At 72.0% G+C, this 23,868-nt stretch carries 16 protein-coding genes and 2 pseudogenes; 3 read left to right on the top strand and 15 right to left on the bottom strand.

Annotation, left to right across the window (positions count from 1 at the left end):
* Window positions 1-6: 6 nt before the first annotated feature.
* The gene (locus tag ACWCPF_RS38745) at window positions 7-2,703 is read right to left on the bottom strand and encodes a prenyltransferase/squalene oxidase repeat-containing protein (RefSeq protein WP_451049850.1); all 2,697 of its coding nucleotides are present in this window, start codon (window positions 2,701-2,703) and stop codon (window positions 7-9) included.
* A gap of 613 nt (window positions 2,704-3,316) precedes the next feature.
* On the opposite strand from ACWCPF_RS38745, the gene ACWCPF_RS38750 reads away from it, so the two are divergent.
* Window positions 3,317-4,765 (top strand): hypothetical protein, encoded by a 1,449-nt coding sequence (locus ACWCPF_RS38750; protein WP_451049828.1) that lies wholly within the window; start codon window positions 3,317-3,319, stop codon window positions 4,763-4,765.
* Window positions 4,766-4,909: 144 nt separating this feature from the next.
* Here ACWCPF_RS38750 and ACWCPF_RS38755 read toward each other — a convergent pair whose 3' ends face one another.
* The 3 genes from ACWCPF_RS38755 to ACWCPF_RS38765 all read right to left on the bottom strand — a co-directional run bounded on the left by ACWCPF_RS38755 (window position 4,910) and on the right by ACWCPF_RS38765 (window position 8,172).
* Window positions 4,910-5,398 carry a DUF4430 domain-containing protein gene (locus ACWCPF_RS38755; protein WP_451049829.1) on the bottom strand — a complete coding sequence of 163 codons (489 nt, stop codon included), beginning with the start codon at window positions 5,396-5,398 and terminating at the stop codon, window positions 4,910-4,912.
* 292 nt (window positions 5,399-5,690) lie between these two features.
* The gene (locus tag ACWCPF_RS38760; RefSeq protein ID WP_451049830.1) at window positions 5,691-6,992 is read right to left on the bottom strand and encodes a M20 family metallo-hydrolase; all 1,302 of its coding nucleotides are present in this window, start codon (window positions 6,990-6,992) and stop codon (window positions 5,691-5,693) included.
* Between the two features lie 58 nt (window positions 6,993-7,050).
* On the bottom strand, window positions 7,051-8,172 hold the full coding sequence (locus ACWCPF_RS38765; RefSeq protein WP_451049831.1) for a diaminopropionate ammonia-lyase: 1,122 nt from the start codon (window positions 8,170-8,172) through the stop codon (window positions 7,051-7,053).
* 94 nt (window positions 8,173-8,266) lie between these two features.
* Between ACWCPF_RS38765 and ACWCPF_RS38770 the strand changes: the two genes are divergently transcribed.
* Window positions 8,267-9,232 (top strand): LysR substrate-binding domain-containing protein, encoded by a 966-nt coding sequence (locus ACWCPF_RS38770; RefSeq protein ID WP_451049832.1) that lies wholly within the window; start codon window positions 8,267-8,269, stop codon window positions 9,230-9,232.
* Between the two features lie 33 nt (window positions 9,233-9,265).
* Here the strand turns inward: ACWCPF_RS38770 and ACWCPF_RS38775 are convergent, their stop codons facing one another.
* The 3 genes and pseudogenes from ACWCPF_RS38775 to ACWCPF_RS38785 form a co-directional block, all read right to left on the bottom strand.
* Window positions 9,266-10,381, bottom strand: a complete 1,116-nt coding sequence (locus ACWCPF_RS38775) for an FAD-dependent oxidoreductase (RefSeq protein WP_451049833.1) — start codon at window positions 10,379-10,381, stop codon at window positions 9,266-9,268.
* A 190-nt stretch (window positions 10,382-10,571) separates the two neighbouring features.
* Window positions 10,572-10,817, bottom strand: a pseudogene (locus ACWCPF_RS38780) (response regulator transcription factor); the annotation flags it as partial.
* A gap of 199 nt (window positions 10,818-11,016) precedes the next feature.
* Window positions 11,017-13,734 (bottom strand): FAD/NAD(P)-binding protein, encoded by a 2,718-nt coding sequence (locus ACWCPF_RS38785; protein WP_451049834.1) that lies wholly within the window; start codon window positions 13,732-13,734, stop codon window positions 11,017-11,019.
* 368 nt (window positions 13,735-14,102) lie between these two features.
* Between ACWCPF_RS38785 and ACWCPF_RS38790 the strand changes: the two genes are divergently transcribed.
* Window positions 14,103-14,567 carry an RrF2 family transcriptional regulator gene (locus ACWCPF_RS38790; RefSeq protein ID WP_451049835.1) on the top strand — a complete coding sequence of 155 codons (465 nt, stop codon included), beginning with the start codon at window positions 14,103-14,105 and terminating at the stop codon, window positions 14,565-14,567.
* 198 nt (window positions 14,568-14,765) lie between these two features.
* Here the strand turns inward: ACWCPF_RS38790 and dpgB are convergent, their stop codons facing one another.
* From dpgB to ACWCPF_RS38830, 8 genes and pseudogenes are all read right to left on the bottom strand, one after another.
* Window positions 14,766-15,437: an enoyl-CoA-hydratase DpgB gene (gene dpgB / locus ACWCPF_RS38795; protein ID WP_451049836.1), complete on the bottom strand. Its 672-nt coding sequence runs from the start codon at window positions 15,435-15,437 to the stop codon at window positions 14,766-14,768.
* Window positions 15,431-16,603: a 3,5-dihydroxyphenylacetyl-CoA synthase DpgA gene (dpgA, locus tag ACWCPF_RS38800; RefSeq protein WP_451049837.1), complete on the bottom strand. Its 1,173-nt coding sequence runs from the start codon at window positions 16,601-16,603 to the stop codon at window positions 15,431-15,433. The genes dpgB and dpgA overlap by 7 nt, the downstream gene beginning before the upstream one ends.
* Before the next feature lie 70 nt (window positions 16,604-16,673).
* Window positions 16,674-17,909 carry an aminotransferase-like domain-containing protein gene (locus ACWCPF_RS38805; RefSeq protein WP_451049851.1) on the bottom strand — a complete coding sequence of 412 codons (1,236 nt, stop codon included), beginning with the start codon at window positions 17,907-17,909 and terminating at the stop codon, window positions 16,674-16,676.
* 186 nt (window positions 17,910-18,095) lie between these two features.
* Window positions 18,096-19,112: pseudogene (locus tag ACWCPF_RS38810) on the bottom strand (alpha-hydroxy acid oxidase); the annotation flags it as partial.
* Window positions 19,109-20,134 (bottom strand): 4-hydroxyphenylpyruvate dioxygenase, encoded by a 1,026-nt coding sequence (hppD, locus tag ACWCPF_RS38815; RefSeq protein ID WP_451049838.1) that lies wholly within the window; start codon window positions 20,132-20,134, stop codon window positions 19,109-19,111. The pseudogene ACWCPF_RS38810 and the gene hppD, both read right to left, overlap by 4 nt.
* A 40-nt stretch (window positions 20,135-20,174) precedes the next feature.
* The gene (locus tag ACWCPF_RS38820) at window positions 20,175-21,320 is read right to left on the bottom strand and encodes an MBL fold metallo-hydrolase (protein ID WP_451049839.1); all 1,146 of its coding nucleotides are present in this window, start codon (window positions 21,318-21,320) and stop codon (window positions 20,175-20,177) included.
* A gap of 309 nt (window positions 21,321-21,629) precedes the next feature.
* Complete coding sequence (locus tag ACWCPF_RS38825; protein ID WP_451049840.1) at window positions 21,630-22,103, bottom strand: cold-shock protein; 474 nt, start codon at window positions 22,101-22,103, stop codon at window positions 21,630-21,632.
* A gap of 98 nt (window positions 22,104-22,201) precedes the next feature.
* Window positions 22,202-23,299, bottom strand: coding sequence for a prephenate dehydrogenase (locus tag ACWCPF_RS38830; protein ID WP_451049841.1), 1,098 nt, complete (start codon window positions 23,297-23,299; stop codon window positions 22,202-22,204).
* Window positions 23,300-23,868 lie beyond the last annotated feature (569 nt).

Consider the following 23,868-nt stretch of genomic DNA (forward strand, 5'->3'; position numbering starts at 1 on the left):
CACCGGTCACCGGCCTGCCTCCGTGGTCACGCGACGCCGGCGGGCGACGACCGTCGTCCGCCAGCCGCCGAGCACGAGCAGCGCGGCGATCGCGGTGACGAGACCGAGCTGCACACCGGTGGAGGCCAGCGCGCCGCCCCCGCTGCCGCCCGCGGCCGCTGATCCGCCGTCGCTCGGGTCGTCGGGGGTGACGATGTCCGGGGCGCCGGCGCTTGCGCTCGGGCTCGGCGTGGGCTGCGGCGAGGTACCGGCCAGGCTGCGCTCCAGCGTGCCAAAGGAGATTCCGGTGGCGCCGCTCACGGCCTGCGTGGAGGCGCGCAGGTCGGAGCCGCGCTGGCCTTCCTCGGCCACGTTGAAGCCGCCGTCGGCGTTCTGCTGCACGGCGAGGAACTTCCGCCCGTCGGCGATCTCCTCGGCATGGGCGGCCGCGTCCAACGACAGTGCCTGGACGGCGAGAGCGGCCGAGTTGACCGAGTTGCCGGCCGCGCCGGGGAAGCCGCCGTCGGGCAGCTGCTGGGCGGCGATCCACTTCAGGGCCTTGTCCCGGGCCGCCACCGCCTTGGCTCCGCCGGCCAGGTCGAGCGCCATGGCGGCGATGGCGGTGGAGTCCACGTCGGAGTCGTTCGTGGCGGGGATCAGGCTCGGCCAGGCGCCGTCGACCCGCTGGAGGCTCTCCAGGTAGGCGATCGGCTCCTGGGCGGCCGACGTCTCACCGGCTCGCAGTTGCGCCATGACGGCCAGGGACTGGGCGAAGACGGACGGGGCGTAGGTGTAGGCGCCCTTGGCCGCACAGGAGCGGTCGGGGGCCGTGCTCGCCTTGGCGCAGACGGCCTTGTCGAGCGCGGCGACGAGGTCGTGGCCGCCGAAGTCGCGGGGGTCGCGGCCGACGGCCTCGGCGAGCAGCGCGGTCTTGCCGATCGAGCCGCCCGCCGCATAGGCCGTGCCGACGCCCGTCCAGTCGTGGACCGTACGGCCCTCGCCGTCCTTGCCGCCGTGGTCGAGGAAGTCGACGATGCCGCGCAGCTTGGCGTTGTTCAGGCCGGTGGCGGCGAGCGCGTAGGCGCCGTCGATGGTGAGGCCGAAGTCGGCGCGGTCCGACGCGGGTCCGACGGTGTAGTAGCGGCCGTCCTTGAGCCGGGCCGCGCCGGTGAGGTAGGCGACGCCCTTCTTCAGGTCGGGGCCGATGCCCGGGGTCGGTGTGCCCGGGTCGGTGGTCGGCGGGTCGGTCGGCTCCGTCGCCTTCTTCGTGGTCAGCGTGACCAGGCTGGTGTCCGCGCCCGCGAGGACCGCGGACGGCGTCGGGTAGACGGCCGGGTCGGCGGCGTCTTCCTCGAAGCCGAAGCCGCCGCCGTCGAGTTGCTCCCGGGACAGCCAGGCGACGGCCGCGTCGGCGCGGGCGGTGTCGCCGAGGGCGCGCAACGCCTGGGCGGCGTAGGCGGTGGCGTACACGCTGCCGGTGGTGGAACCGGTGTAGCCGGGGAATGCGCCGTCCTGGCGCTGGGCCTTGGTCAGGTAGGCGCGGGCCTTGGTCACGGCGGCGTCGTGGCCGCCCGCCTTGTGCAGCACCAGGGCGACCAGGCCGGTGGTCGCGGGGTCGCCGTCGCAGTACTCGCCGGGGCGGATGAGGATGCTGGTGACGCCGCCGTCGTTGCACTGCAGTCGGCTGAGCCGGTCCACCGCCGCGGCCGGGGCGGTGGTCCCGGCGCGCAGCAGGGCCAGGACGGAGAGCGCCTGGCCGTCGGTGTACGTGGCGTTGCGGAAGTCGCCCTCGGCGGTGCAGCCGGGGGTCGGCTCGCCCGACTCCGGGCCCGCCGCGCACACGTTCTTGGTGAGGTCGCCCACGAGGTCGTGGCCGCCGAGGGCGTGCGGGTCGGCCTCGGTGATCTCGGCGAGGAGGGCGAGCCGGGCGGCGGCGGTGGCGTCGGGGGCCTGGTCGGCGCCGTTCGGGTAGGCGTAGTCGCCGGCGTGCGCGAAGAGGAAGGCGGTGACCTTGTCGAGGGCGGCGCTCTTGCCGTCGGCCGCGGCGAGCGCGTACGCCGTCTCGGTGGTCAGGAGGTGGTTGGGCGTTTCGGCGCCGTCGTCGACGATGCGTTCGCCGTCGGTGAGCCGGCCCTTGAGCCAGGCCGCCGCGGCGCTCACGTCGACCTCGCCCGGCCCGCCGGTCGGTGGGCCGCCGGGGTCGGGAGTGCCGGTGCCGCCCGCGCGTACGTCGTCGGGGCTGAAGTCGGGCTTGCCCGTGGAGCCGCCGACGTCGGTGCCGCCGTACACCCAGGCGTCGACGTCGCCGTCCTCGAGCTTGCGGTCCATGGCGCCGTACTGGCTGTAGGTCCACTCGTCCTGGCCGGGCGAGGCGGTCCAGTACGACCAGTAGGCGGTGGCCGGCGGGGTCAGGACGCAGGCGTCCTTCTGCGGAGTGGGGTACTGCGTGCCGGAGTCGAAGGGTCCGAAGCCGATGCGGCAGATGAAGGCGGGGCCGTCGTGCTCGGTGCCGGTGGTGGAGAACCCGGCGTCGTGGAGGAGGTCGTAGCCGGTGGTCGGGGTGGGGTCGCAGCCGCGTTCGGTCGTGCCGCCGAAGGGCCCGAAGTCGACGGCGACGACGGCGCCCTCGGTGGCGGTGCAGTCGCCGATCGGGTCGGCGGCGGCGGAGGCCGAGTTGAGGATCGTCACGCACGCCGCCGGGAGAAGGAGCGCTGCCGACAGCAGTGCCGCAAGGCGTCCGGGGCCGGTGCCCGGCCGTCCGTCTCTTCGCTTCCCCGTCGCCACCGCGGCCCCCTCGTTGCCAGGCCGGCGCGGGTGGGAACGTGGCTGAGCGCTCCCGTCACGCGGGAGGGCCCGGCGGGACGGAAGCTGGTCGCACCACGCCGTAGTCCGCGACGGCGTCCGTTGCTTGTCGATCACGCTCCAGGCATTCCGGCTCGCCCGGCGCGGGGCCGGGCCTACGGTTGCGGGTCAGCGCCGGATTTCGACCGGCTTTCCCTGGAACTTCTTGCGTATCAGCCGGATTTGAACACGCTTCACAGGAAGCGTCAAGGTGCGGCCGGGCCGCCCGCACGGGGTGTCCGGAGCGCCTCTGGCGGCCCGGATGCCAGTCGGGTACCGTCCGGCACTGCCGAGTGGGGGAACCCGGTGGGAGTCCGGGGCTGACGCGCAGCGGTGTGGGACGGCGAGGGGCCGGCCCGAGCCCGAATGCCCACGCGGAGCAGGATTTCAGGTAGCCGGTCCACGCGTTCGGACGGCGGCCCGCCCGCTGCTCCCCGCGCCGCGAACGGCCAGGCGGCACGGGCCCGGCCGGCGTCCCTCATCCCAGGAGCAGGCCATGTCCCGCCAGTTGCCCCGACCGTCGTCCCGACTGTCGTCCCGACCGTCGTCCCGTCGTCGCGCGTCGCTCACCGCGATGGCCGCGCTCGGCGCGTTCGCCCTCACGACGCTGCCCGCCGCGGCGACCGCGACGCCCGCGCAGATCGCCACGTCGAAGACGAACGGCGTGACGTACCTCAAGTCCCTTCAGGCGGCGGACGGTTCGTACGCCGGGTCGGGGCTGTCCAACGAGTGGGCGTTCAGCGCGTTCGCCGCGGCCGGAACCGCCGCCGTGGACGTGACCCCGGGCGGCGACCCGACCAAGAACGCCAGAACCGTCTACCGCAACCTGCTCTCCACCAGCGGCTGGCCGTCCGCCTCCCCCGTCGTCACCGACTACGAGCGCGCCACCCTCAACGCCTATGCCGCCGGCGTCGACCCGGCCCGCGTCTCCGCCTCCCGGAATCTGATCGCCGACATCTACGGCTACTGGCAGAGCGCCGAGGCGGGTTACTTCGGCCCGTCGGCCAACTTCAACGGCACGGTCTTCGCCGCGCTCGCCCTGAACGGCGCGAAGACCCAGTCCGCGCAGGTCCGCGTCCCGCAGGCGCTGCGCGACGCGGTCATCACGCGGCTGCGGGCCAACCAGCACAACGACGGCGGCTGGAACTACAGCAAGGCGGAGGGCAATCCGACCCAGCTCGCCGCGACCAGCGACATCGACATGACCGGCGCGGCGATGGCCGCCCTGTGCGTGTCCGGGGTGCCGGGCACCGACACCGACATCGTGCAGGCCAAGGCGTTCCTCAAGAGCAAGCTGGTCGCCAACAGCGGTGCTTTCAACGCCCTGTTCGGGGTCAACACCGACTCCAACGGCTGGGCCGTCTCGGGGCTCAACGCGTGCGGCATCAACCCGCAGACGGGCGATTTCCTCACCTCCCTCGGCAAGACGCCGGTCGACTTCCTCATCGCCCAGCAGTTCAACCCGGGCGGCGGGTTCAAGTACCTGCCCAGCGACACGACTCCGTCGGCGTACGCCTCGATCGACGGGCTGCGGGCGGTGGCCGGGGGCGGCTTCACCTCCGCCCCGCCCGTCCCGGTCACCGCGGGCGCCCTGCAGTGGGTGGGTCAGGGGGCGTTCACGGCCGGTACGGCGACGAAGCTGGCGCTGACGGTGGACGACGGCGCGGGCGGCCTGAAGGTGTGCGCGGTCGCCCTCACCCCGACCGGATCGACGACCACCCTGGGCGAGGTCCTGGACGCGGCCACGAGCGCGGCGACGCCGTCCGGCTGCGTCACGGCCGTGACCCCCTCGTCCGGCACCGGAACCGTCACCTCCGTCAACGGCAAGGCCAACAGCGGCTCGGACACCTGGAAGGTGAGCATCGACGGCGGGGCCTTCGCCACCGCCGCCCGGGAGACGACGGTGGGGGTGGGCGACACGATCGCGGTGCGCTGGTCCGCGTAGGCGCTCCGCTGGGCATGCCGCGATCTGCCACGATGTGCCGCGATCTGCCGTCGTTCGGCTGCGGGGCCGTCGTGGCTGGTCGCGCAGTTCCCCGCGCCCCTTCGGGGCGCTGCCGAGTTCGCCCGGCCCACCCACGGGGCCGGCTCAGAAGGCCGTCCAGGTGAAGGCCACCTTGTCACCGGCGTTCAGCTTGAACTGGCAGCCGCCGACGGGCGTGGACGTGCCGTTGACGGAGATGTTCCAGTACGCGACACCGCCGCCGTCGACGTTCTTGATGGTGTCCACCGAGAAGTCGTCGAACGACGCGTACCAGGTGCCGTCCCAGGTGAAGTGCCGCTTGCGGGCGGCGTCGTCGAGGGCGGCCGTCGGGGTGGGCACCGCGGTGGGGTTGGCCCCGCCGTTGGTGCCGTCGCAGCGGTGTGTGCCGCCGGTCGCGGTGGTGACGTCGTGCCCCTGGGTCCTGATCTTCCCCTTGAAGAGGAGTCCGTCCGGTCCCTGGACGGTGAGGCTCACCTTGACGGGGGTGTTCGTGCCCTGGTCGCTCTGGGCGTGGGCGACGGCCGGCGCGGAGGCCAGGGCGAGGCCGAGGGCGGTCGCGGCGATGACGCCCCGTCGTGCGGGTATCCGGTTCAAGGCTGAGCCTTCCTGGTACGGGTGGCCCACCGCACGCAACCGAAGGCCAACCCGAGCAGGGCGCTCGGCTTCGCGCTGCAGACCATGACAGGGGAAGCGGTTCTCGGCACGTGCCGGGCCATCCGACTCACGGCCCGTCGGGCCGCTCACGGTTGCAGGTCAGTGCCGGAATCCCACCGGCTTCCCCCGGTCATGCGCCTATGCGGTTGTCCTTCGAAATCATCGGAATCCTAGGCCCGTTGAGCTACGACCACCAGGGTCAGGGCGTCCCTCCGCGTTCCGGGTTTTGTTCTCACGCGGTCTCCTGCCTCGCCAGGCGCAGGAGCGTGCCCGCCAGGACGTCGACGCCGTGGGCGCAGGCTTCCGGGGTGGAGTACTCACGGGGGTTGTGGCTGATGCCGTCGTATTCACCGCGCACGAAGATCATGGCGGTGGGGCAGAGCGCGGCGATCTCCTGGGCGTCGTGGCCGGCGCCGGAGAGCAGGGAGATGTGCTCCAGGCCGCGCTCGTCGGCCGCCTGCGCGATGACCTTCTGCACCTCGTCGTCGAAGGGGACGTAGGCGGTCTTGGCCATCCGCCGGGTGCTCAGCGACAGACCCGGCTGACTGCGCTCCAGTTCGCGCAGGAACGCGGCGAGGGCCTCCTCGGCGCGGGCCATCTGGACGTCGTCGGGGTTGCGCAGGTCGACCGTCAGCTCGGCGCGGGCCGGGACGATGTTGGTCAGGTCCGGGTGGACGATCAGATGGCCGACGGTGGCGCGCAGGTCCCCGTACTCCCCCGAGTCGACCAACGCCCGCAGGTGAACGATGATCTGGGCGGCAGCGAGACCCGCGTCGGCACGCAGATGGGTGGGGGTGGTGCCGGCGTGGGCGGCACGGCCGTGGATGGTGATCTCCTGCCAGGAAATGCCCTGCACACCGGTGACGACGCCGATCTCTACGTTGTTCTCCGCGAGGACGGGGCCTTGCTCGATGTGGCACTCGACGTAGGCGTGCGGCGGGGCGAGGCGTACCTCGGTCGATCCGTCGAAGCCGGTACGGGCGAGTTCGCCGCCGAGGGTGCGGCCGTCGCGGTCGGTCAGGGCGTGGGCGTATTCGAGGGTCAGACGGTCGGCGGCGACGGCGCTGCCGAGCATGTCGGTGCCGAAGCGGACGCCTTCCTCCTCGGTGAAGACGCCGACCTCGATCGGGCGGCGGGTGGTGATGCCGCGCTCGTTCAGGGTGCGGACGACCTCGATGCCGCCCAGGACGCCGAGACAGCCGTCGAAGGCGCCGGCGGTGGCCACGCTGTCGATGTGCGAGCCGGTCAGCACCGGAGCCGCGGTGGGGTCGGCGCCCTCGCGGCGACCGTAGATGTTGCCCATGCGGTCGATGCGAACGGCCAGGCCGGCCTGCTCCATCCATGCGATGACCTGACGGCGGCCGGCCGCGTCGGCGTCGGTCAGGGCGAGACGGTCGACGCCGCGCAGACCGGTGCGCTCGTCGTCGTACGCGCCGATCTCGGCGAGGTCCATCAGCGACTGCCACAGGCGGTCGCCGTTGACGGTGATCGGGGCGGGGGCGGGGGCGGGGGTGGGCGCGGACGCGGGCTTCATGAGCGGTCTCCCGGAGGTTGTCGGGTGCGGACACAGCGTGTTTGCGGGTGTCGCGTGTTCAGTGATCGGTGGTGGTGTGCGGGTTGGCGGTCGTGCCCTCGGTGCTCAGCAGGACGACCACCGAGGACGGGCCGAGTCCCAGCGCCTTACGGCGTTCGTCGGCGCCCGTGCCGGTGAGCGCCGCGCGCAGCCCGGCGAGCGGCGCGGCCCCGCAGGGACCCGAGGAGACGCCTAGGGCCGCGAGATCAGCGGCCGCACGGGCGCCGGCGGCGTCGGGGACGGCGACGGCGGCGTCCAACCCGCCGTGCAGGTGGGGCCAGGCGATGCTGGACGGGGTGCCGCAGTTCAGCCCGGCCATGGCGGTGTCGCCGGTGCGGATGCTGACGGGCTCGCCGCGGGTGAGGCTTTCGAGGACGCAGGCCGCGGTCTCCGGCTCCACCGACAGCAGCGCCGGAGCGTGCCCGGAGGGGCGGCTGCGGTAGTGGGTGACGACGGCCTGAGCCAGGGATCCCACGCCCACCGGTATGGAGACGAGGTCCGGTCCGTCGACGATTCCTTCGGCCGCAAGTTGCTCGTCGATCTCGGCGCAGAGGGTGGAGTAGCCCTCGACGATCCACCCCGGGATCCGCTCGTAGCCCTCCCATGCGGTGTCCTGGACCAGGACCGAGTCCGGCCCCGCAGCCGCCTCGGCCGCCAGGCGCACGGCCTCGTCGTACGGTCCCGCGACCTCCGTGACCTTCGCCTGCTCGGCGACGATCGCCGCCACGGCCTCCGGATGCACCCCCTGCGGGACGAACACATGGGCGTGCTGACCGAGCAGACGTGCCGTGCGGGCCACCGCCCGGCCGTGGTTGCCGTCGGTCGCGGTCACCAGCGTGACCGGACCCCGGTGTCCGCCGCTCGCGGCCCGCTCGGCAAGAGTGCGGTGGACCGCCCAGGAGGCGCCCAGCGCCTTGAACGCGGGCAGCCCCAGCCGGCACGACTCGTCCTTGACGAAGACCCTGCCGACACCCAACTCCCCAGCCAAGGAGGGAAGTTCGGTCAGCGGGGTGGGTGAGTAGTCGGGCAGCGCGGAGTGGAAGTCGCGTACGTCGGCAGGTGCGGGTGCACACCGCCAGGCACGGGTGCCGGGACGTACGGTCCACGGCAGCGCAGGAAGGGAAGCGAGGTTCTCAGCCACGGGAAAAGGGTCCGATGGCGACCTGTGATCGGTCCAGCGAATGTTTCCGACCTGTACTCATCGGAAAAACCGACCATTGGACGAGGGGCCGTCGATGTTCGATCTGCACCGACTGCGCCTGCTGCGCGAACTCAAGCACCGCGGCACCCTGGCAGCCGTCGCCGCCGCCCTGTCCTACGCGCCTTCCTCCGTCTCCCAGCAGCTCTCGCAACTGGAAGCCGAGGTCGGCGTCCCGCTGCTGGAGCCGATCGGGCGGCGGGTGCGGCTGACCGAGCAGGCCGAGATCCTCGTCGCCCACACCGAAGCGATCCTCGAACGCCTGGAGCGCGCGGAGGCGGACATCGCCGCCTCCCTCGCCGATCTGACGGGCACGCTGCGCATCGCCTCGTTCCAGACCGCCGCGCTGGCCCTGGTCCCGACCGCGCTCGGTCTGCTGCGCGACCTGCACCCGGCTCTGCGCGTCCACGTCACCCAGCTGGAACCGGAACAGGCCCTGCCCGCCCTGCAAGCCCGCGACTTCGACCTGGTCCTCGCGGAGGAATACCCCGGCAACCCCCACCCACGGCCCGCCGAACTCGAACAGGAGGACCTGCTCGACGACCCCCTCCACCTCGCCCTGCCCGCCACGGCCGACAGCCCGGACAGCGACGGCCCGACAGCGGCACTGCGCTCGCTCGCGGACCGGCCCTGGGCGATGGAACCAGAAGGCACATTCGCCCGACACTGGGCGATGACCCTCTGCCGCAACGCCGGGTTCGAGCCCGACGTACGGTTCGAGACCACCGACCTCCTGCTGCACCTGCGCCTCGTCGAGCAGGGGCACGCCGCCGCGTTCCTGCCCGACCTCGTCTGGAGCGGCAAGCAGCCGACCGTGCCGCTGCGGCGACTCCCCCGCGGTCAGCGCGCCCGCCGCGTCTTCACCGTCGTACGCCGCGGCCGCAGCCGGCATCCCGCCGTCCTGGCCTGCCGCAACGCCCTCTCGCGGGCGGTGCCCCTCAGCTCCGGCCCGCCGGCGGACAGCCGATCTCAAAAATGTCCTGAGCCAGGTCCGCCAGGCTGAGCTGAGCTCAGGGGTTCAGCTTCGACACTGGCCCTACTCGTCCCGGGTGAAGAAGTTGATCACGTCCTCCAGTGCGGGGTTGTCCGGGGTTTCGGCTTCGGCTTCGGCGACCGCGGCGCTGCGGGGGAACATCGCCTGCTCGTACGCGGTGAGGGCGGCCTCGATGTCGTCGGGGTGCGCGGCGAGGGCCTCGCCGAGTTCGGCGCCGTCCAGCATGGCCAGGTTGGCGCCTTCGCCGTTCGGGGGTATGAGGTGGGCGGCGTCGCCGATCAGGGTGGCCCCCGGCACCCGGTCCCACCGTTGACCGACGGGCAGTGTGTAGTGGGGGCGCAGGACCGGTGCCGTGTCGCTGTCGGTGATCAGGGCGGTGAGTTCCGGGGCCCAGCCGTCGAACTCCTGCGCGATCCGGGGGAGGGCCGCGGAGGGGTCGGTGAAGTCGATGCCGGCGAACCAGTCCAGCGGCTTGGACAGCATCGCGTAGGTGTGGAGGGTCCCGCCGCTCTCCCGGTGGGCGCTGATCTGCCGCTTGCCGGGCTCCAGTGCGAACATCGACCCGCCGCCGACCGCCTTCGCGGCAGCGGGGTGACGGGTGTCGGCGTCGAACAGATAGGTCTCGACGAAGGACGTGCCGGTGTACTCGGGCACGGCGGCGGAGAGCAGCGGGCGGACCCGTGACCACGCGCCGTCCGCGCCGACCAGCAGGCTCGTGGCGACGGTACTGCCGTCGGCGAAGGTCACCTCGTGGCGGGCCTCGCCCAGGGCACGGACGCTGACGACTTTGCGGCCCCACCGGACGGTGCCGGCGGGGAGCGAGTCGAGCAGCAGCTGGCGCAGTTCGCCGCGCTGTACCTCGGGGCGGCCGCCGGTGCCGTCGTCGGGCTGGTCGAGCAGGACGGTCCCGTCCCGGTCGAGGACGCGCATCGCCTGGCGGCCCTCCAGGACGATGCCGCGGAACTCGTCCATCAAGCCGGCTGCTCGCAGGGCCGGTTGGCCGTTGTGGTCGTGGATGTCGAGCATCCCGCCCTGCGTGCGCGCCGTCGGTGCGGGCTCCGCCTCGTGGACGGTGGCCGGGATGCCGTGGACGTGCAGCACGCGGGCCAGCGTGAGGCCGCCGAGTCCGGCGCCGATGATCGTGACGGGGGTGTGCATGATGCTCCTCTGGATCGGGCGCGTCCGGTGAACTCCGGCCGGCCGTTTCTCGAAAGGTGCCAGGCCCCGCCGACGAACCGCCGACACCCACCCGACAGCCGTCGACACCCACCCGACAGCCGTCGACATCCGCCCGACAGCCGCCGACGGGCGACCGACAGGCATAGACGGGCGACCGACATCGGTCGGACTACGGCAGGCGGTCGGCGCCGCCGTCGCCGGAGGCGTGGGCCAGGCCCGTCCGGTAGGCGATGACGACGAGTTGCGCCCGGTCGCGGGCCTCCAGCTTCGTCATCGCGCGCTGTACGTGGGCGCGGACGGTGAAGGGGCTGAGGAACATCCGCTCGGCGATCTCCTGGTTGGACAGGCCGGTCGCGACCAGAGCGACCATCTCTCGTTCGCGCGGGGTGAGCAGGGCGAGTCGTTCGGAGTGGTGCGGTGCGGTGGCATGGAGAGGTCCTCTTCCTGCCCGGCCGGCGCCTCCAACCCTTCCCTCCGACGCCCCGACGGGCATCGTCCCCCGCCCCCGTCTTCCCCTGGTGCACCCGGACCAGCCGCCGACATGCCCTGGTGCCTACGCACTACAGATCGGCCCGTTCGCCTCCGTCGCCGTTCTCCGGTCCGGTCCGGTCCTGTCAGGCGGGGAGCGCTGCCAGTCTGCGTCGGTCGGACGGTGAGGAGCGGCGGTCCAGACGTTCCTGCAGGCGTACTCGGGCGGCGGCGCAGAGGCCCGCCGAGACCTGCGCGTAGAGCAGAGTCTCCTCCACGACCTCGCGCTGGGCGGCGCTTCCGCCGACCATCCGGAGCATCGGGAGGATGCGCTCCAGGTGCCGCACCGCCTCGGCCCAGTTCTCTTCCACCAGGTGAGCGAACGCCTCGCACAGCGGGGCGATGACCTCTCGCTGCACGTGATCGGAGTCCGAGGCGTGGGCCTGCAGCCGCCGCAGCCCCGGCAGGTCTCCCGCGGCGGTGAGGGTGATCGCGGAGTGCAGTGCGGTGAACGCGGTGGCCGGACGCTCCAGGATGTCGGCGGGGACCGAGTCCAGCACGTCGTCGATCGGTATCAGCCCCGGCCAGTTGTCGGACATCCGGGCGCGCCACAGCAGGGAACCGGAGTCGACCAGCGCCCGGATGCCGTTGACCTTCCCGGGCGACAGCTGTCCCGCCCACCTGCGCCGGACCGCCGCCGCATCCTCGACGGCCAGTTCGTGCAGGGCGGCGTGCCAGGCGAAGTGGGCACGGTGCGTGCCGGCCCGGCCCCGGCCGCTCAGCCACTCGTCGAGCCGTTCGCGGCCCCTGTCGTGGTCGCCGCGCTCGTAGTGCACATGCGCCAGCGCGTGCATGGCGTGCCCGGACGCGGGTTCCCTCGCAAGGGCCCGTTCCGCCAGGGCTTCCGCCTCGTCGTAACGGCCCTGCTCCTGGCGCATGAAGGCGAGCAGGGACGTGTGGAACCAGTGTCCGTCGTGGGCCGGCGCGGTCTCTTCCACCAGCCGGAGCGCGGTGCTGCCGTCGAGGTCGTACAGGCCGGAGAAGGCGATCGTCGGGACCGCGGTGGCGAGTGCCAGCCGGTCGCCCGGATAGTTCTCCAGGTGTCGCAGGAGGGCCGCGTCGCCCTCCGCGACCGTGCCCCGGACCCGCTGAGACACCACGTGGACGAAGGAGCGCTCGCGGTCGTCGGCCCGTTCGCGTGCGCTGCGTTGCGCGTCGGCCAGGGTGCGGGGCACGTCCACGTCGGCTCCGCACTCGTGTCCGACCAGCGCGAGCGCGGCGTGGGCGGTCGCGAAGCCCGGGTCGAGCGCCGTGGCGCGCCGGAACGCGGCCGGGGCGCCGGCCCGCACCTTCAGCACCCGGTCCGCCCCTGACCGGTAGGCGGCCGCGGCGGCGGAGTGGGTGCTGAGAACGAGGCCGCCGCCGTCGGTGGGACGCCGGGCCGCGCGCCGGGCGGATGTGGCATGGGCGGGGCCGGCGGCGGGCCGGCCGAGCACCGCTTCGGCCGCGGCCGCGGCCTGGACGCGGATCTCCGGGATCGCCGTGGACTCCCACAACTCGCCGCGGCGTGGCGAGCCGAGTGTCCACACCGCGCGGCGCGTCCGGCCGTCGCGGTCGCGCAGCCGTCCGTCGTCAGTGGACACGCCCATGCCCAGTGGGCCGGGCACCGCGTCGCCGCGTCGCAGCAGGTTCCGCCACAGCGGATCGGCCGTGTCCGCCAGCCGCAGGCCCGGCCCCGTACAGTCCACCACCCAGCCCACGGACAGTTCTCGGCCGTCGGTGAGGGAGACCTTCAGCGAGCGGTCCGGGAGGGTCTGCGCGTCGGCGATCCGTCCCCGGATCACCCTGAGACCTCGTGTACGGCGCATCCGGGCCACGCTCTCCGCCGTGGCCGGGGGCATCCGGTGGCGGTGCACGTTCCAGAGGGAGCCGTCCCGTTCGACGAATTCGGCACGCTCGTCGAGGGACAGTGCCGCCCACAGTTCCGCCGTGCGCGAGCGCAATCCGTCCAGCGCGGGGCGCCAGTCGCCCTGGGCGCGCATGACCCGGCCGACGTGCCGGTAGACCGCGGTGCGCAGGTTCTGCAGCGGCAGCCCGGTGAGCGGCTCGGCGCAGGCCACGGTGGGCAGCGGGGTCACGGCGTGCGCCTGGGGCAGCCGCCCGCCGCGGGACACCGCGTGCACCGTTCGACCGGGTCGGTTCAGTTGCAGGGCCACGTCCACCGCGGTCAGCCCGGTTCCGATCAGCAGGACGTCGTCCGAGCAGCGCTCCTGGGCCGGGGTGTCGAGGGCGCCCGGCGTCCAGGGGGTGGCGAGGAAACGGTCACTGCCGCGCAGGGCGGGCGGAAGCCACGCGGAGGTGGAGGGAGCGGGGCCGGTGGCGAGTACGACGCTGTCGGCGTCGGCCGTCGTGCCGTCGGCCAGTTCGAGCCGGGCGGTCCCGCCGGGTCCGTCGCTCCAGCGGCAGTCGACGACCCGGGTGCGCAGCCGGCGGACGGTGACTGTGCCGTGGGCCGCGATGATGGCCCGGCCGAGGGTGTCCGCGAGGTAGGCGCCGTAGCGGTAGCGCGAGACGAAGTCGGCGGCGGTGATGGTGGGTTCGCCGTGGCGACACAGCCATCGCACGAAGTTTCCCGGGTCGTCGGGGTAACAACTCATGTTCCCGGCAGGCACGTTGAGGAGGTGCCGCGGGTCGCGGGTGGCGTAGGCGGTGCCGCGGCCGACCTCCCCGGCCGGGTCGATCAGCAGGAGTTCCAGGGGGATCCGGCGGCGGACGGCGGTTTCGCAGAGCTGTACGGCGACGAGAGCGCCGGCCGCACCCACTCCCACGATGGCCACCGATCCCCGCGGTGTTGACGACGTCATGCCGTGCCTCCTGTCGGCCAGGCCGCTTGACCGGATGTGCGCCCGTGCGCGGTGTCGCTCGCGCGGTGCACAGCGGACCGTCTGCGCTGGTGCCGCTGCGCGGTGTCGCTCGCGCGGTGCACAGCGGACCGTCTGCGCTGGTGCCGCGCTCGTGCCGTGTTCGCGCCGCGCCGGTGCCGCGCTGGTTCCGCGCTGGTGCCGCGAAGAGCGGCTCGTGGACCGTGGACCGCGAAGGCCGCACGGTCAGTGCGGCATAGTTCACCATTTCGATGAACTACACGCAAGAGTCGTCGTTTCTCTTGTCCGATATCCGTTTCGGTAGGACCTGAGGGCCGTCAAATCCCCTGCAGGTATGAGAAATTGGCCGGATGCGGATCACGGCGAGAACGGACTATGCGGTGCGCGCGATGGCGGAGTTGGCGGCGGCCGACGACACGCCCCTGACGGCCGAGCAGTTGTCGGTCCGTCAGGACATCCCGGTTCGGTTCCTTTTCGGCATTCTGAGAGAGCTGAAGCTGGCCCGTCTGGTGCACAGCGTGCGGGGTCCGCAGGGCGGTTATCTGTTGGCCGGAGCGGCCGCCGAGATCAGCCTCGCGGCTGTGATCCGCGCGGTGGACGGCCCGTTGGCGAAAGTGCGGGACCTGAGCCTGACCGGCCTGGAGTATCCGGGGGCGGCGATGGTGCTCCCGGATGTGTGGCGGGCTGTGCGCACCAGCCTGCGCCAGGTGCTGGAGACCACCACGCTCGCCGACCTGGCCCGCGGTGAGTTGCCGGACATCGTGCGTGAACGGGCGCAGCAGTACACCGCCGATATTCGCCACAACGGACAGTGACGCATTTCAGGTTTCGCGTCCTGTCTCGTTCTCTGTAACCAATCGTGCCGCGGGCGGCGAAGCGGCCGACCTTGCCTGTCACATCGAAGCGGTACAGAGGCAGCGCCTGTTCCAGTGCGAATTCCGCCCTAGCCGACGCCTGTGCGCCCGCATCTCCTGCCGGTCCGCCGACGGCAAGGGGGGGCGCTGCGGTGCGGGTCACCTCGCCTCCTTGTCCGAGGTCTGCCGCAACGCGCGGTCGCAGGCGGCCAGATGGGCCCCGAGCGCCTCCTCGAAGGGGACGGTACGGGCGTCGAGCAGCAGCTGCCGTCTGATGGCCAGCGCCGATCCGGCGAACGGCGCGGTGAGCTCGGCGGCCGCCGTCACCGAACCCGCGGCGTCGTCGGTCACCTCGTCGACGAGGTGCAGTGCCAGCGCCTGTGCGGCGTCGATCGGGGCGCCGAACAACACCGCGCGACGGATCGCCGCCGTGCCCGCCGTCTGCTGGGCGAGCCGGTGCAGCGCCATGCCGGGCCAGGTGGCCCCGTCGGCCACGGGCATCAGCAGCCGCAGCGCGGGCGTGGCGATGCGGATGTCGGTGACCAGCAGAGCGTCCAGGGCGGGACCGCCGCAGTCGCCGTCGGCGACCGCGATGGTGGTCGTGGGCAGCCGCTCCAGTCGGCGCAGGGCCCGCTCCCACTTGCTGACCAGTCCCACGGTCAGCTCGCCGGTCCAGTCGCCGGACGGGGTCCCGGACAGCTCGACGATCACCGGGTCGTGGCCGGCGGAGTCCTCGGCGCCGTCGCACACCGTGCCGATCGCGGCAATGGTCTGCGGCGACGGCGGATGCCCACCATCGATCCGAAGCCTCGTCCGCGCCGCCCTCACCATTGGACCAGCGCCGTCTCGATCGTCGAACCCGGCCCCATGGTCATGAGCACGCCGATATCGCCTGCTCGGACGTGGCCTTCCTGAAGCAGCCGCTCGTAGGAGAACAGGAACGATCCGCTCGACACATTGCCGTAGTCGCGCAACACCCCGGTGGTGTGGCGCAGGTCGTGGCGGGTGAGGCCGAGGTTCACCCGGACCGCGTCGATGACCTTCTTGCCGCCGGAGTGCACGAGCCAGTGGGCGACGGCGCTGCGGCGCAGCCCCGCGTCGGCCAGCAGCCGGTCCACGACCCGCTCCGCATGGGCCCCGACCACGTACGGGATGTCGGGGTCGAGGTAGAAGCTGAACTTGTGCTGATCGTCGTCCCAGTCGTAGCGCATGGCGTCCATCGCGTCGGAGATGAGGTGGCCGGCGAAGCCCAGCAGCCGCGGGCCGGCCAGGAAGCCGGCCGGGGCCTCCGGCAGTTCCCCGGGGGCGGGCCCGGCGGTGTCGGGTGGGTCGGCGAGCAGCGCGATGGCGGCGGCTCCGTCGCCGAAGAGGCTGTTGACGACCGCGGTGCGCATGGTCGAGTCCATGACGTAGGCGGCGGAGCACGCCTCGGCACAGAGCAGGACGGCGACTTGTCCGGGGTGGGCCATGGCCCAGGCCGCCGTCCCGTTCAGCGCGTTCAGGCCCGCGTTGCAGCCCATGCCGACCACGTCCACGCGGCTGCAGCCGGCGCCGATGCCCATGTCCCGGATGAGCAGCGCGCTGAGACCGGGGGTGAGAAAGCCGGTGGTGGTCACGCAGCACAGGTAGTCGACGTCCGCGAGCTCGACGCCCGCGCCCGCCAGGCAGGTGCGCACCGCGCGCGCACCCATGTCGAGGGCCAGTCGCCGGTGCTTGGCGAGCAGTTCTTTCTGGGACTCGTGGCGGAAGGCGCCTTCGTCGTCGCGGGGCGGGAGGGTGAGGTGGCGCCGTTCGATGGCGCTGTTGAGGAAGACGGAACGGACCCTGGGGTCGGTGATGCCGAAGAGGTCGAGCAGCGTGCGCTGCGAGTAGGAGGCCTCGGTCACGGCGGTGCCGACACCGATGATGCGGCTCGGATTGACGGGGTGCTTCGGCCGGGGCTCCAGGAGCGCGGGCGCGGTGGTGGCGCCGCCCGGTCGCACGACGGTGACGGTCATCGGTATGTCCACCCCCACATACGGGGCTTGCTGCGCGGACGTCGTACGGCGGTGAGCATGGTGCGTCCTTTCACTGTCGGGCCGCCACCTTGATGAACTGCGCGAGGCGGGCTGTTCCCTCATGGATGTCGGCAGGGGTGAGGTAGCTGACGGACAGCCGGAGCGTGCGCTCTCCGCCGCCCTGCGGATAGAAGTAGGACATGGGCGTCCAGATGACGCCGAACTCTTCGGCCGAGCGGGCCAGGGCGGCGTTGTCGGCCGGGAACGGGACGTTGACGGTGAGGAAGAAGCCGCCGCTGGGCCGGTTCCAGCGGACACCCAGCTCGGCCCGCTCGGCCGCGGAGAACGAGGCGTCGAGCTGCTGGAGGGTGGCCCGCATGGCTTCCCCGTAGTAGCGCGCGAGGTCGGCGTTGCGCTCGGCGGCGCCGCCGTCGCCCGCGAGCAGCATCCCGCCGACGACGGCCTGGCTGAGCGCCGACGTGTTGACCGTCACCATGCTCTTGATCCGGGTGAGCTCGTCCGCGAGCAGCGCGGTGTTGCCCGAGCGGTCCGTGACGAGCTGGTCCGCGACCGCGTAGCCCACCCGAGCGCCGGGGAAGAGCGACTTGGCGAACGACCCCAGCTGGACGACGCACCGCTCGCGGTCGAGGGACTTGAGGGCCGGCAGTTGTCGCCCCGGGCTCACCAACCGGTAGGGGCTGTCCTCCAGGATGAGGAAATCCTCGCGGGTGGCGAGCTTCAGCAGCTGCTGCCGCTCGTCCATCGCCATCGTGGCGCCCGACGGGTTGGAGTGGTCGGGGATGACGTAGAAGGCACGGGGGCGGCGGCCGCGGCTGCGCTCGATCCGAATCGCCTCTTCGAGGGCGGCGCAGCGGAACCCGTCGGGGCCTTCCTCGACGGCGGTGGGCTCGATGTCGAGCAGGCGTGCGGCGCCGGTGATGCCCACGTAGCACGGGCTGGAGACGAGCAGTGCGTCGTCGGGGCCCGCGATGAGGGCACGCAGGGCGAGGAGCATCGCCTCCTGACAGCCCACCGTGACGACGATGGACTCGGCGGGGACGTCGATGTCCTCGTCCACGCGCAGCGACTCGGCGACGAGCTCGCGTATCTGTCCGCCGGTCGGCCCGTACTGGAACAGGGCGTCGCGGACCTGGGCCGGGGATTTGCCGGACGCGGCCAGGTGCTCCATGTAGCGGCGGATGTGCACGAAGAGCTGTTCGGGGTCGAAGAAGCCGTCGTAGGGGCGGCCGGGTGCGAAGGAGATCGCGTCGGGGTAGCGGTGCGTGATCTCGTTGAGGAAGTTCATGGTGTCCAGCACCGGGTCGCGGACGCTGCTGTGCAACTCCTCCCTCAGCAGCCCGGAGACGGCCGCGTGCGGGCGGTCCGCCGCGGCCGGGCGTCCGGCGCCGCCGGGGACGGGCCGGGCGCCCGCCGAGACCAGTTCGGGGCCGGCGTCGGCGACCGACGCGCAGCCGGACAGCGTCATCGCGTCCGCGAGTTCCTCGGTCAGGATGCCGAGCACGTCCGCGACGCCGTCCCGGCCCGCCGCCGCCAGGCCGTGCAGCACGGGGCGGCCCAGCAGCACGGCGTCCGCCCCGTGGGCCAGCGCGGCCAGGACGTCGCCGCCGCGCCGGACGCCACCGTCCAGCAGGACGGTGCAGCGGCCGGCGACCTCCGCCGCGATCTCGGGCAGCACGTCGAGCGTCGCCGGAGCGCCGTCCAGCTGTCGGCCTCCGTGGTTGGACACGACGATTCCGTCCGCTCCGGCCTCCGTCGCCCGGCGGGCGTCGGGGCCGGTGAGGATGCCCTTGAGCAGGACCGGCAGCGGGCTGACGGAGCGCAGCCACTCGACGACGTGCCAGTCGAGGGCCGGGTCGAAGGCCGCGCGGGCATGTTCGCCGGGTGAGGAGAAGCCGGGTGAGGAGAAGCCGGCGCCGGTCAGGTTGGCCGGCTCGACGCCGGGCGGCAGCCGGAAGCCATTGCGCACATCCCGCAGCCGACGGCCGAGGTGGGGGGTGTCCACGGTGAGGACCAGCGCCTCGAAACCGGCCTGTGCCGCGCGCTCGACGAGGGCGCGGGTCGCACCGCGGTCCCGGAAGCAATAGAGCTGCAGCCACAAGGGGGCCGTCGCGGCGGCGGCGATGTCCTCGAAGCTGCGTCCGGCGAAGGTGCTGACGACGAACGGCACGCCTGCCGCCCCGGTGGCCGCCGCCGTGGCCACCTCTCCCTCGGGATGAACCAGCGTGTGGTACGCGACGGGTGCGACGGCCAGCGGCGCGGCCCAGACACGGCCGAGGATCCGGGTGCCGAGCACCGGCTGCACCACGCCGGAGAGCACCCGCGGGCGCAGCCGGACGCGGTCGAAGGCCTGCGCGTTGGCGACGAGGGTCCGCTCGTCCCCCGACCCGCCTGTGACGAAGTCCCAGACTCCGGGCTCCAGGCGCCGGTGTGCCAGCTCGGCGTAGTCGGCCAGGGTCAGCGGGCCGCCCGCGCCGCCGCCGTGGTTCATTCCGCGGCCAGCCGGTCGCGTTCCACCGCTTCGTAGAGGGCGCGGATGTTCGCGCTGCCGAACCCGCGGGAGCCACGACGCTGTATCAGCTCGTAGAACAGCGTGTTGCGCTCGTACGGCGACCGGCTGAACAGCTGCAGGAGATGGCCCCATTCGTCGCGATCCGCCAGCACCCGCGCCGAGCGGAGGGTGTCGATCTCCGTCTGCATGCCCGGGAGGCGTTCGCGCAGGCTGTCGTAGTAGGCGGCCGGAACGGTCAGGAACTCCACACCCCGGTCCCGGAATTCATGGACCGCCGGGACGATGTTCTCGACGAGGAACGCCAGATGCTGCACGCCCGCGCCGCCGTTCCGCTCGAGGAAGGCGTCGAGCTGGCCCCGTCCCTTCTGTGGATCGGGTGCGACGAGGGTGAGGGTGACTCGGCCCGAGGAACTGCGCATCACGACAGAGTCCATGGCGTGCTCGCCGACGTCCACGTACTCCGAGGAGTAGCGGTACAGCCCGAAGGCATCGCGGTAGAAGTCGCCGTACTCGTCGAGGGCGCCTCCGTCGAGGCAGATCGCGATGTGGTCGAGCAGTTGGATCCGACCGGTCCGCGCGCCGCTCGACGCGTCCGGCACGGCGGCCCAGGTGCGCCCGGGCGGCGGGCCGGCCGCCGGGTCGTCCGCGCGGGGGAGAAGGGTGTGCGTGACGCCGCCGAAGCCGGAAACCGTCGGGCTGCCGTGCGCGGAGCCGGTCACCGTGGCTCCCGCGGCCACCGCGCGCTGTCTGCTCTCCTCGACGTCGTCACAGGTCAGTGCGATGTCGGCGATGCCGTCCCCGTGCGATCTGAGGAACTTCCACGTGACCGGGCCCGTGGTGACGACGAGTTGGACCGTGCCCTGCCGGAGCAGCGCCGAGCTCCGGTCGACTCCCACCGCCTCCGCCGCGTACGTGAACCCCATCGAGGAGACGAAGTAGTCGACGACGGACTTCTTGTTGCTCGTGTACAGCTCGACGTACGCGACGTCGTGCACAGCCATGGGTTGCCTCCTGAGAGGGTGCAATACGAGGGGTGGTGGGTCACCAGCGCCATTCCTGCCGGCCGAAGAGGTGGCCGGCCTTGATGCGGTGATCCACGCACCACGCGAGGAACCGATCGATCTGCTTGACCTGATGAACGACCCCATTGCGTGTCGTGATCACGACGTGTCCGGGCCAGGGCTCTCCGCCCACGGCATAGACGTAGGCCTCGCCGACTCCGAGTTCCGTGGTGATCGCGGCGGCCCGCTCGGCGCTCAAGCCCGGTGTCTTCGGCGAGTTGCTCCTCTTGTCCATCCCCAGCTGGGACAGCAGAGTCCGGTAGAGCCAGGCCGGCTGTGCGCTGTCGCGCTCCATTCCGAGGAAGGCGTAGCGGGCCGTTCCCAGCTGCCGCCGGATACGGCGATAGTGGGCGGGATCGATGCCCGAGGAGTCCGTGCCGATGAACACGGACCGGCCGGCCAGCTCCATCCAGTACGTCGACTCGCCGCGGACGTCAGGGGCGCCGCACTCGTCCAGGAACGGCGTGGCCACGACCCTGCCGCCGGGGAAGGCGAACTCGCCGTAGTCCTCGGCCTCGACCACGGGGAAGCCGAGGCGGCTGAGATACAGCCCGGTGGACGGGCCCTGCGAGCCGCTGCCCCAGGGGGAGCGGGGTGCGACGATCGTCCCGATCCGGCCGCGCAGTTGCAGGAGCGTCTCCAGCACGATGGGATCTTGGTGCCCGCGGGTGACGAGCACCAGGTCGATGAAGTCCGGCAGGTCGTCCAGCGTGTAGCGATCCCACCCGCCGCTGTCCGCACCGATGAACGGGTCCGTGACCACGGCGCCCCGGGGGGTCTGCAGCACCAGGCAGGCATGCCCGAAGTAGCGGATGCGCCCGCCGCTCTCGATATGCCGGTACGGCGACGGACGGTTGGTCGCGCGCAGCAGTAAGGCACGCGGTTCGGCTCGGGTGCCGCCCAGCCCGAGTACCTGGGTCATGGGGTCATCGGCGATGTCGTCGAAGAACCCGTCGTCGAGTTCCGGATTCCGCTTCGTCCCGACCTGTGCTTCCGGGGATTGCGCATACGACTCGACCACGGGGAATTTCGGGAATAGCAGATTCATCGTCTCCGGCGCCGGCGCCATCGCGCAGGACGGCTCGGCCGGCGCCTTCGGCTGGAGAAGCCTCTCCTCATCCGCCATGTGCGCCCTCAACCTCCCAGAAAAGAGCCGGCACCCGACGATTCAGGGCACTCCAGCGCCACGCACGCGCCGCCGAGGATTCGCGCCGCTCGTCCCCCGCACTATGGCGTGCGGCGGTTCAGGAGAACAAGCTCGCACGGCCGTGTTCAACTGCAGCAGCACACACTTGAACGCTCACCGATATGGCTTTACACAGCCCTTTACCCATCGAATTTCCAGCGGTGGAAGTACGGTCGCCCCCTGAACAGCAGCGAACCGGACGCCGCTGTGGCGTCCGGTTCGCCGCCGCGCCCGCGGGTCTCGCCCGGCTCAGTCCTCGATCCAGCCGTGGCTCTCGCCGAACTTCGTCAACTCATGGCGGATCTGCAGGATCTGATCTGCCGTCAGAGCGGGTCCCGCGGTCAGCAGGAGCTCGGTGATGTCCCTGCGGTACTCCTCGCCGGTGAGCACGTCGCACATCGGGAACTCGCCGTCCGCCGACCTGGCCGCATCCGCTGCTCGCCCCTTGGGCGAGGCGAGACCCGGTGTCGCCGCCGGCACGGCCTGGCCGGCCTGGGCCGACACGGCCGGGACTTCGACTCCCTGGGCGAGCTTGATGTTCGACGCCTTCAGCCCGCGGCCGCCGTCCTCGACCTCGAATTCGACTGCCAGTCCCGAGCGGAGATACCCCTCGGGGATCAGCAGATCGTTCACATGCAGGAAGATGTCCTCCCCGCCGCCATCCGGGGCGATGAACCCATAACCCCGCATGCTGTCGAACCGCACTACACGTCCCGAAGCCATACACACCCCCAACACACTCCGGACCCCTTGTCCGGCAACACCGGGAGAATAGCCCCACTCCGAGGCGACAGCGACGTACGCGGTCAGCGGGGCCCTCGCTAACGGTGTCGCCACCCGTGGTTGCGCAGGGCCGCCATGAGCACCTCGACCAGTTCCCGGGCCACGCTGAGATGGACCAGCCCGGTCGGCTGCCCGACGGAGTGTTCCAGGTGCACGTCCTCGACGTTGACTCCGGCGCGGGAGGCGTCGGTGAACAGCCGGGCCAGCTCGCCCGGCTCGTCTCCGATGACGACCGTCACCGTCCGGTACCGCTCGGGGCGCGTGCCGCGCTTGCCGGAGATCCGGGCCCGCCCGAACTGGCCGCGGCGCAGCAGGTTCTCGACCGTCCGCGCACCGCCGCTGCGTTTGTCCTCGTCCGTGGCCGCCATGGACCGCAGGCCCTCGACGGCGTCGTCCAGCCCTGTCGAGAGCTCTTCGAGAAGGTCGGCCACCACGAGCGCGTTGGCGCTGAGGATGTCCACCCACAGGCTCGGATCCGAGGCCGCGATCCGGGTGAAGTCGCGCATGCCCGGTCCCGCCAGGCTCACGGCGCGTTCCTCGGCCTGTTCCAGGAGGGTGGCGACCAGACTCGCCACGACGTGGGGAACGTGCGAGACGAGGCCGACCGCGCGGTCGTGGGCGGCGGCCTCCATCACCACGGGCAAGGCCCCGCACAGCGCCACGAGTTCGAGCGTGCTGTTCAGTGTCTCGGTTTCGGTGTCGGAGGTCGGAGTGAGCACCCAGTTGCAGCCCTCGAAGAGGTCCGGCCGGGCGGCGCGCGGCCCGCTCCGCTCACCGCCCGCCATCGGGTGGCCGCCGACGTAGCGCGCGGTGTCACAGGCGAGAGCGACGATGTCCTGCAGCGGTCCGCCCTTCACGCCGGCGACGTCGGTGTAGTGCCGTGCCGCGCCTTCGCGTTGCAGTCCGGCGAGAACGTCGGGCACCGCTTTCGGCGGAACGGCGACGACGGCCAGGTCCACGGTCTGTTGCGGAGCCTCCACTGTGCCGGCGCCGAGGGAGGCGGCGATCGCGGCCATGCCGGGGTCCGTGTCCCGCAGGTACACCTTGGTGCCGCGGGCTGTCAGTGCGAGCGCGGCCGAGGTTCCTATTAATCCGGTGCCGACCACTAGGACGTCTTCCATGGTGACCGCATCCATTCCGTCGCCGACTATGGAGCAGGATGCTACGGACGGCCCCGGGAACACTCAATATTCCCATGATCGCCACGGCTTGAATGGCGCGCTCGCATTGCGCGATTTCCCGCACCGTGCGAAGGAGGGTCGGCGCGTGGCGCCGCGGGGGTCTCCCGGTCCGCGGCCGCGTAGGCAGCCGGGTCCGGAACGGGTCGAGCGGCTCGCCGGCCGCCCGGCCGGGGAAGTCGAACGCGGCCGGAGCCTCTCCCCTCCTGGACCCACGCGCCGGCGACCGCCCTCACACCGTCGCGATCTTCATCGACACCCCGATCTCCTGCACGGTATTCGGCCCGGGCGCGCGCGTCCTAGCAGGCAGGCAGTGCTCATCTCAATGCCGGTGCGTCAACTTGTCCAATTCATTGAATAACGACGACGGCCGACCGACGCACGGCAATCCATCAGACATTCCACAGACATGGCGCCGCACTCCGGCCAGGATGATCATAACTGACTCTTTGCATCGCCGCCTTGCCGGACGCTTGACATCACAACACCCCCGACTAGCATCTAGGCGATGAGACGGGTGACATAAG

This window comes from Streptomyces sp. NPDC001858 (assembly GCF_053594615.1).

Bases quoted from the DNA above. Each gene is read 5' to 3' on its own strand.
- ACWCPF_RS38775 (WP_451049833.1), bottom strand. From the start codon at position 10,381: ATGCACACCCCCGTCACGATCATCGGCGCCGGACTCGGCGGCCTCACG.
- ACWCPF_RS38790 (WP_451049835.1), top strand. From the start codon at position 14,103: ATGCGGATCACGGCGAGAACGGACTATGCGGTGCGCGCGATGGCGGAG.
- ACWCPF_RS38770 (WP_451049832.1), top strand. From the start codon at position 8,267: ATGTTCGATCTGCACCGACTGCGCCTGCTGCGCGAACTCAAGCACCGC.
- ACWCPF_RS38750 (WP_451049828.1), top strand. From the start codon at position 3,317: ATGTCCCGCCAGTTGCCCCGACCGTCGTCCCGACTGTCGTCCCGACCG.
- ACWCPF_RS38760 (WP_451049830.1), bottom strand. From the start codon at position 6,992: ATGAAGCCCGCGTCCGCGCCCACCCCCGCCCCCGCCCCCGCCCCGATC.
- ACWCPF_RS38805 (WP_451049851.1), bottom strand. From the start codon at position 17,909: ATGAACTTCCTCAACGAGATCACGCACCGCTACCCCGACGCGATCTCC.
- ACWCPF_RS38820 (WP_451049839.1), bottom strand. From the start codon at position 21,320: ATGGCGGATGAGGAGAGGCTTCTCCAGCCGAAGGCGCCGGCCGAGCCG.
- ACWCPF_RS38830 (WP_451049841.1), bottom strand. From the start codon at position 23,299: ATGGATGCGGTCACCATGGAAGACGTCCTAGTGGTCGGCACCGGATTA.
- ACWCPF_RS38825 (WP_451049840.1), bottom strand. From the start codon at position 22,103: ATGGCTTCGGGACGTGTAGTGCGGTTCGACAGCATGCGGGGTTATGGG.
- dpgA (WP_451049837.1), bottom strand. From the start codon at position 16,603: ATGACCGTCACCGTCGTGCGACCGGGCGGCGCCACCACCGCGCCCGCG.
- hppD (WP_451049838.1), bottom strand. From the start codon at position 20,134: ATGGCTGTGCACGACGTCGCGTACGTCGAGCTGTACACGAGCAACAAG.
- dpgB (WP_451049836.1), bottom strand. From the start codon at position 15,437: ATGGTGAGGGCGGCGCGGACGAGGCTTCGGATCGATGGTGGGCATCCG.
- ACWCPF_RS38785 (WP_451049834.1), bottom strand. From the start codon at position 13,734: ATGACGTCGTCAACACCGCGGGGATCGGTGGCCATCGTGGGAGTGGGT.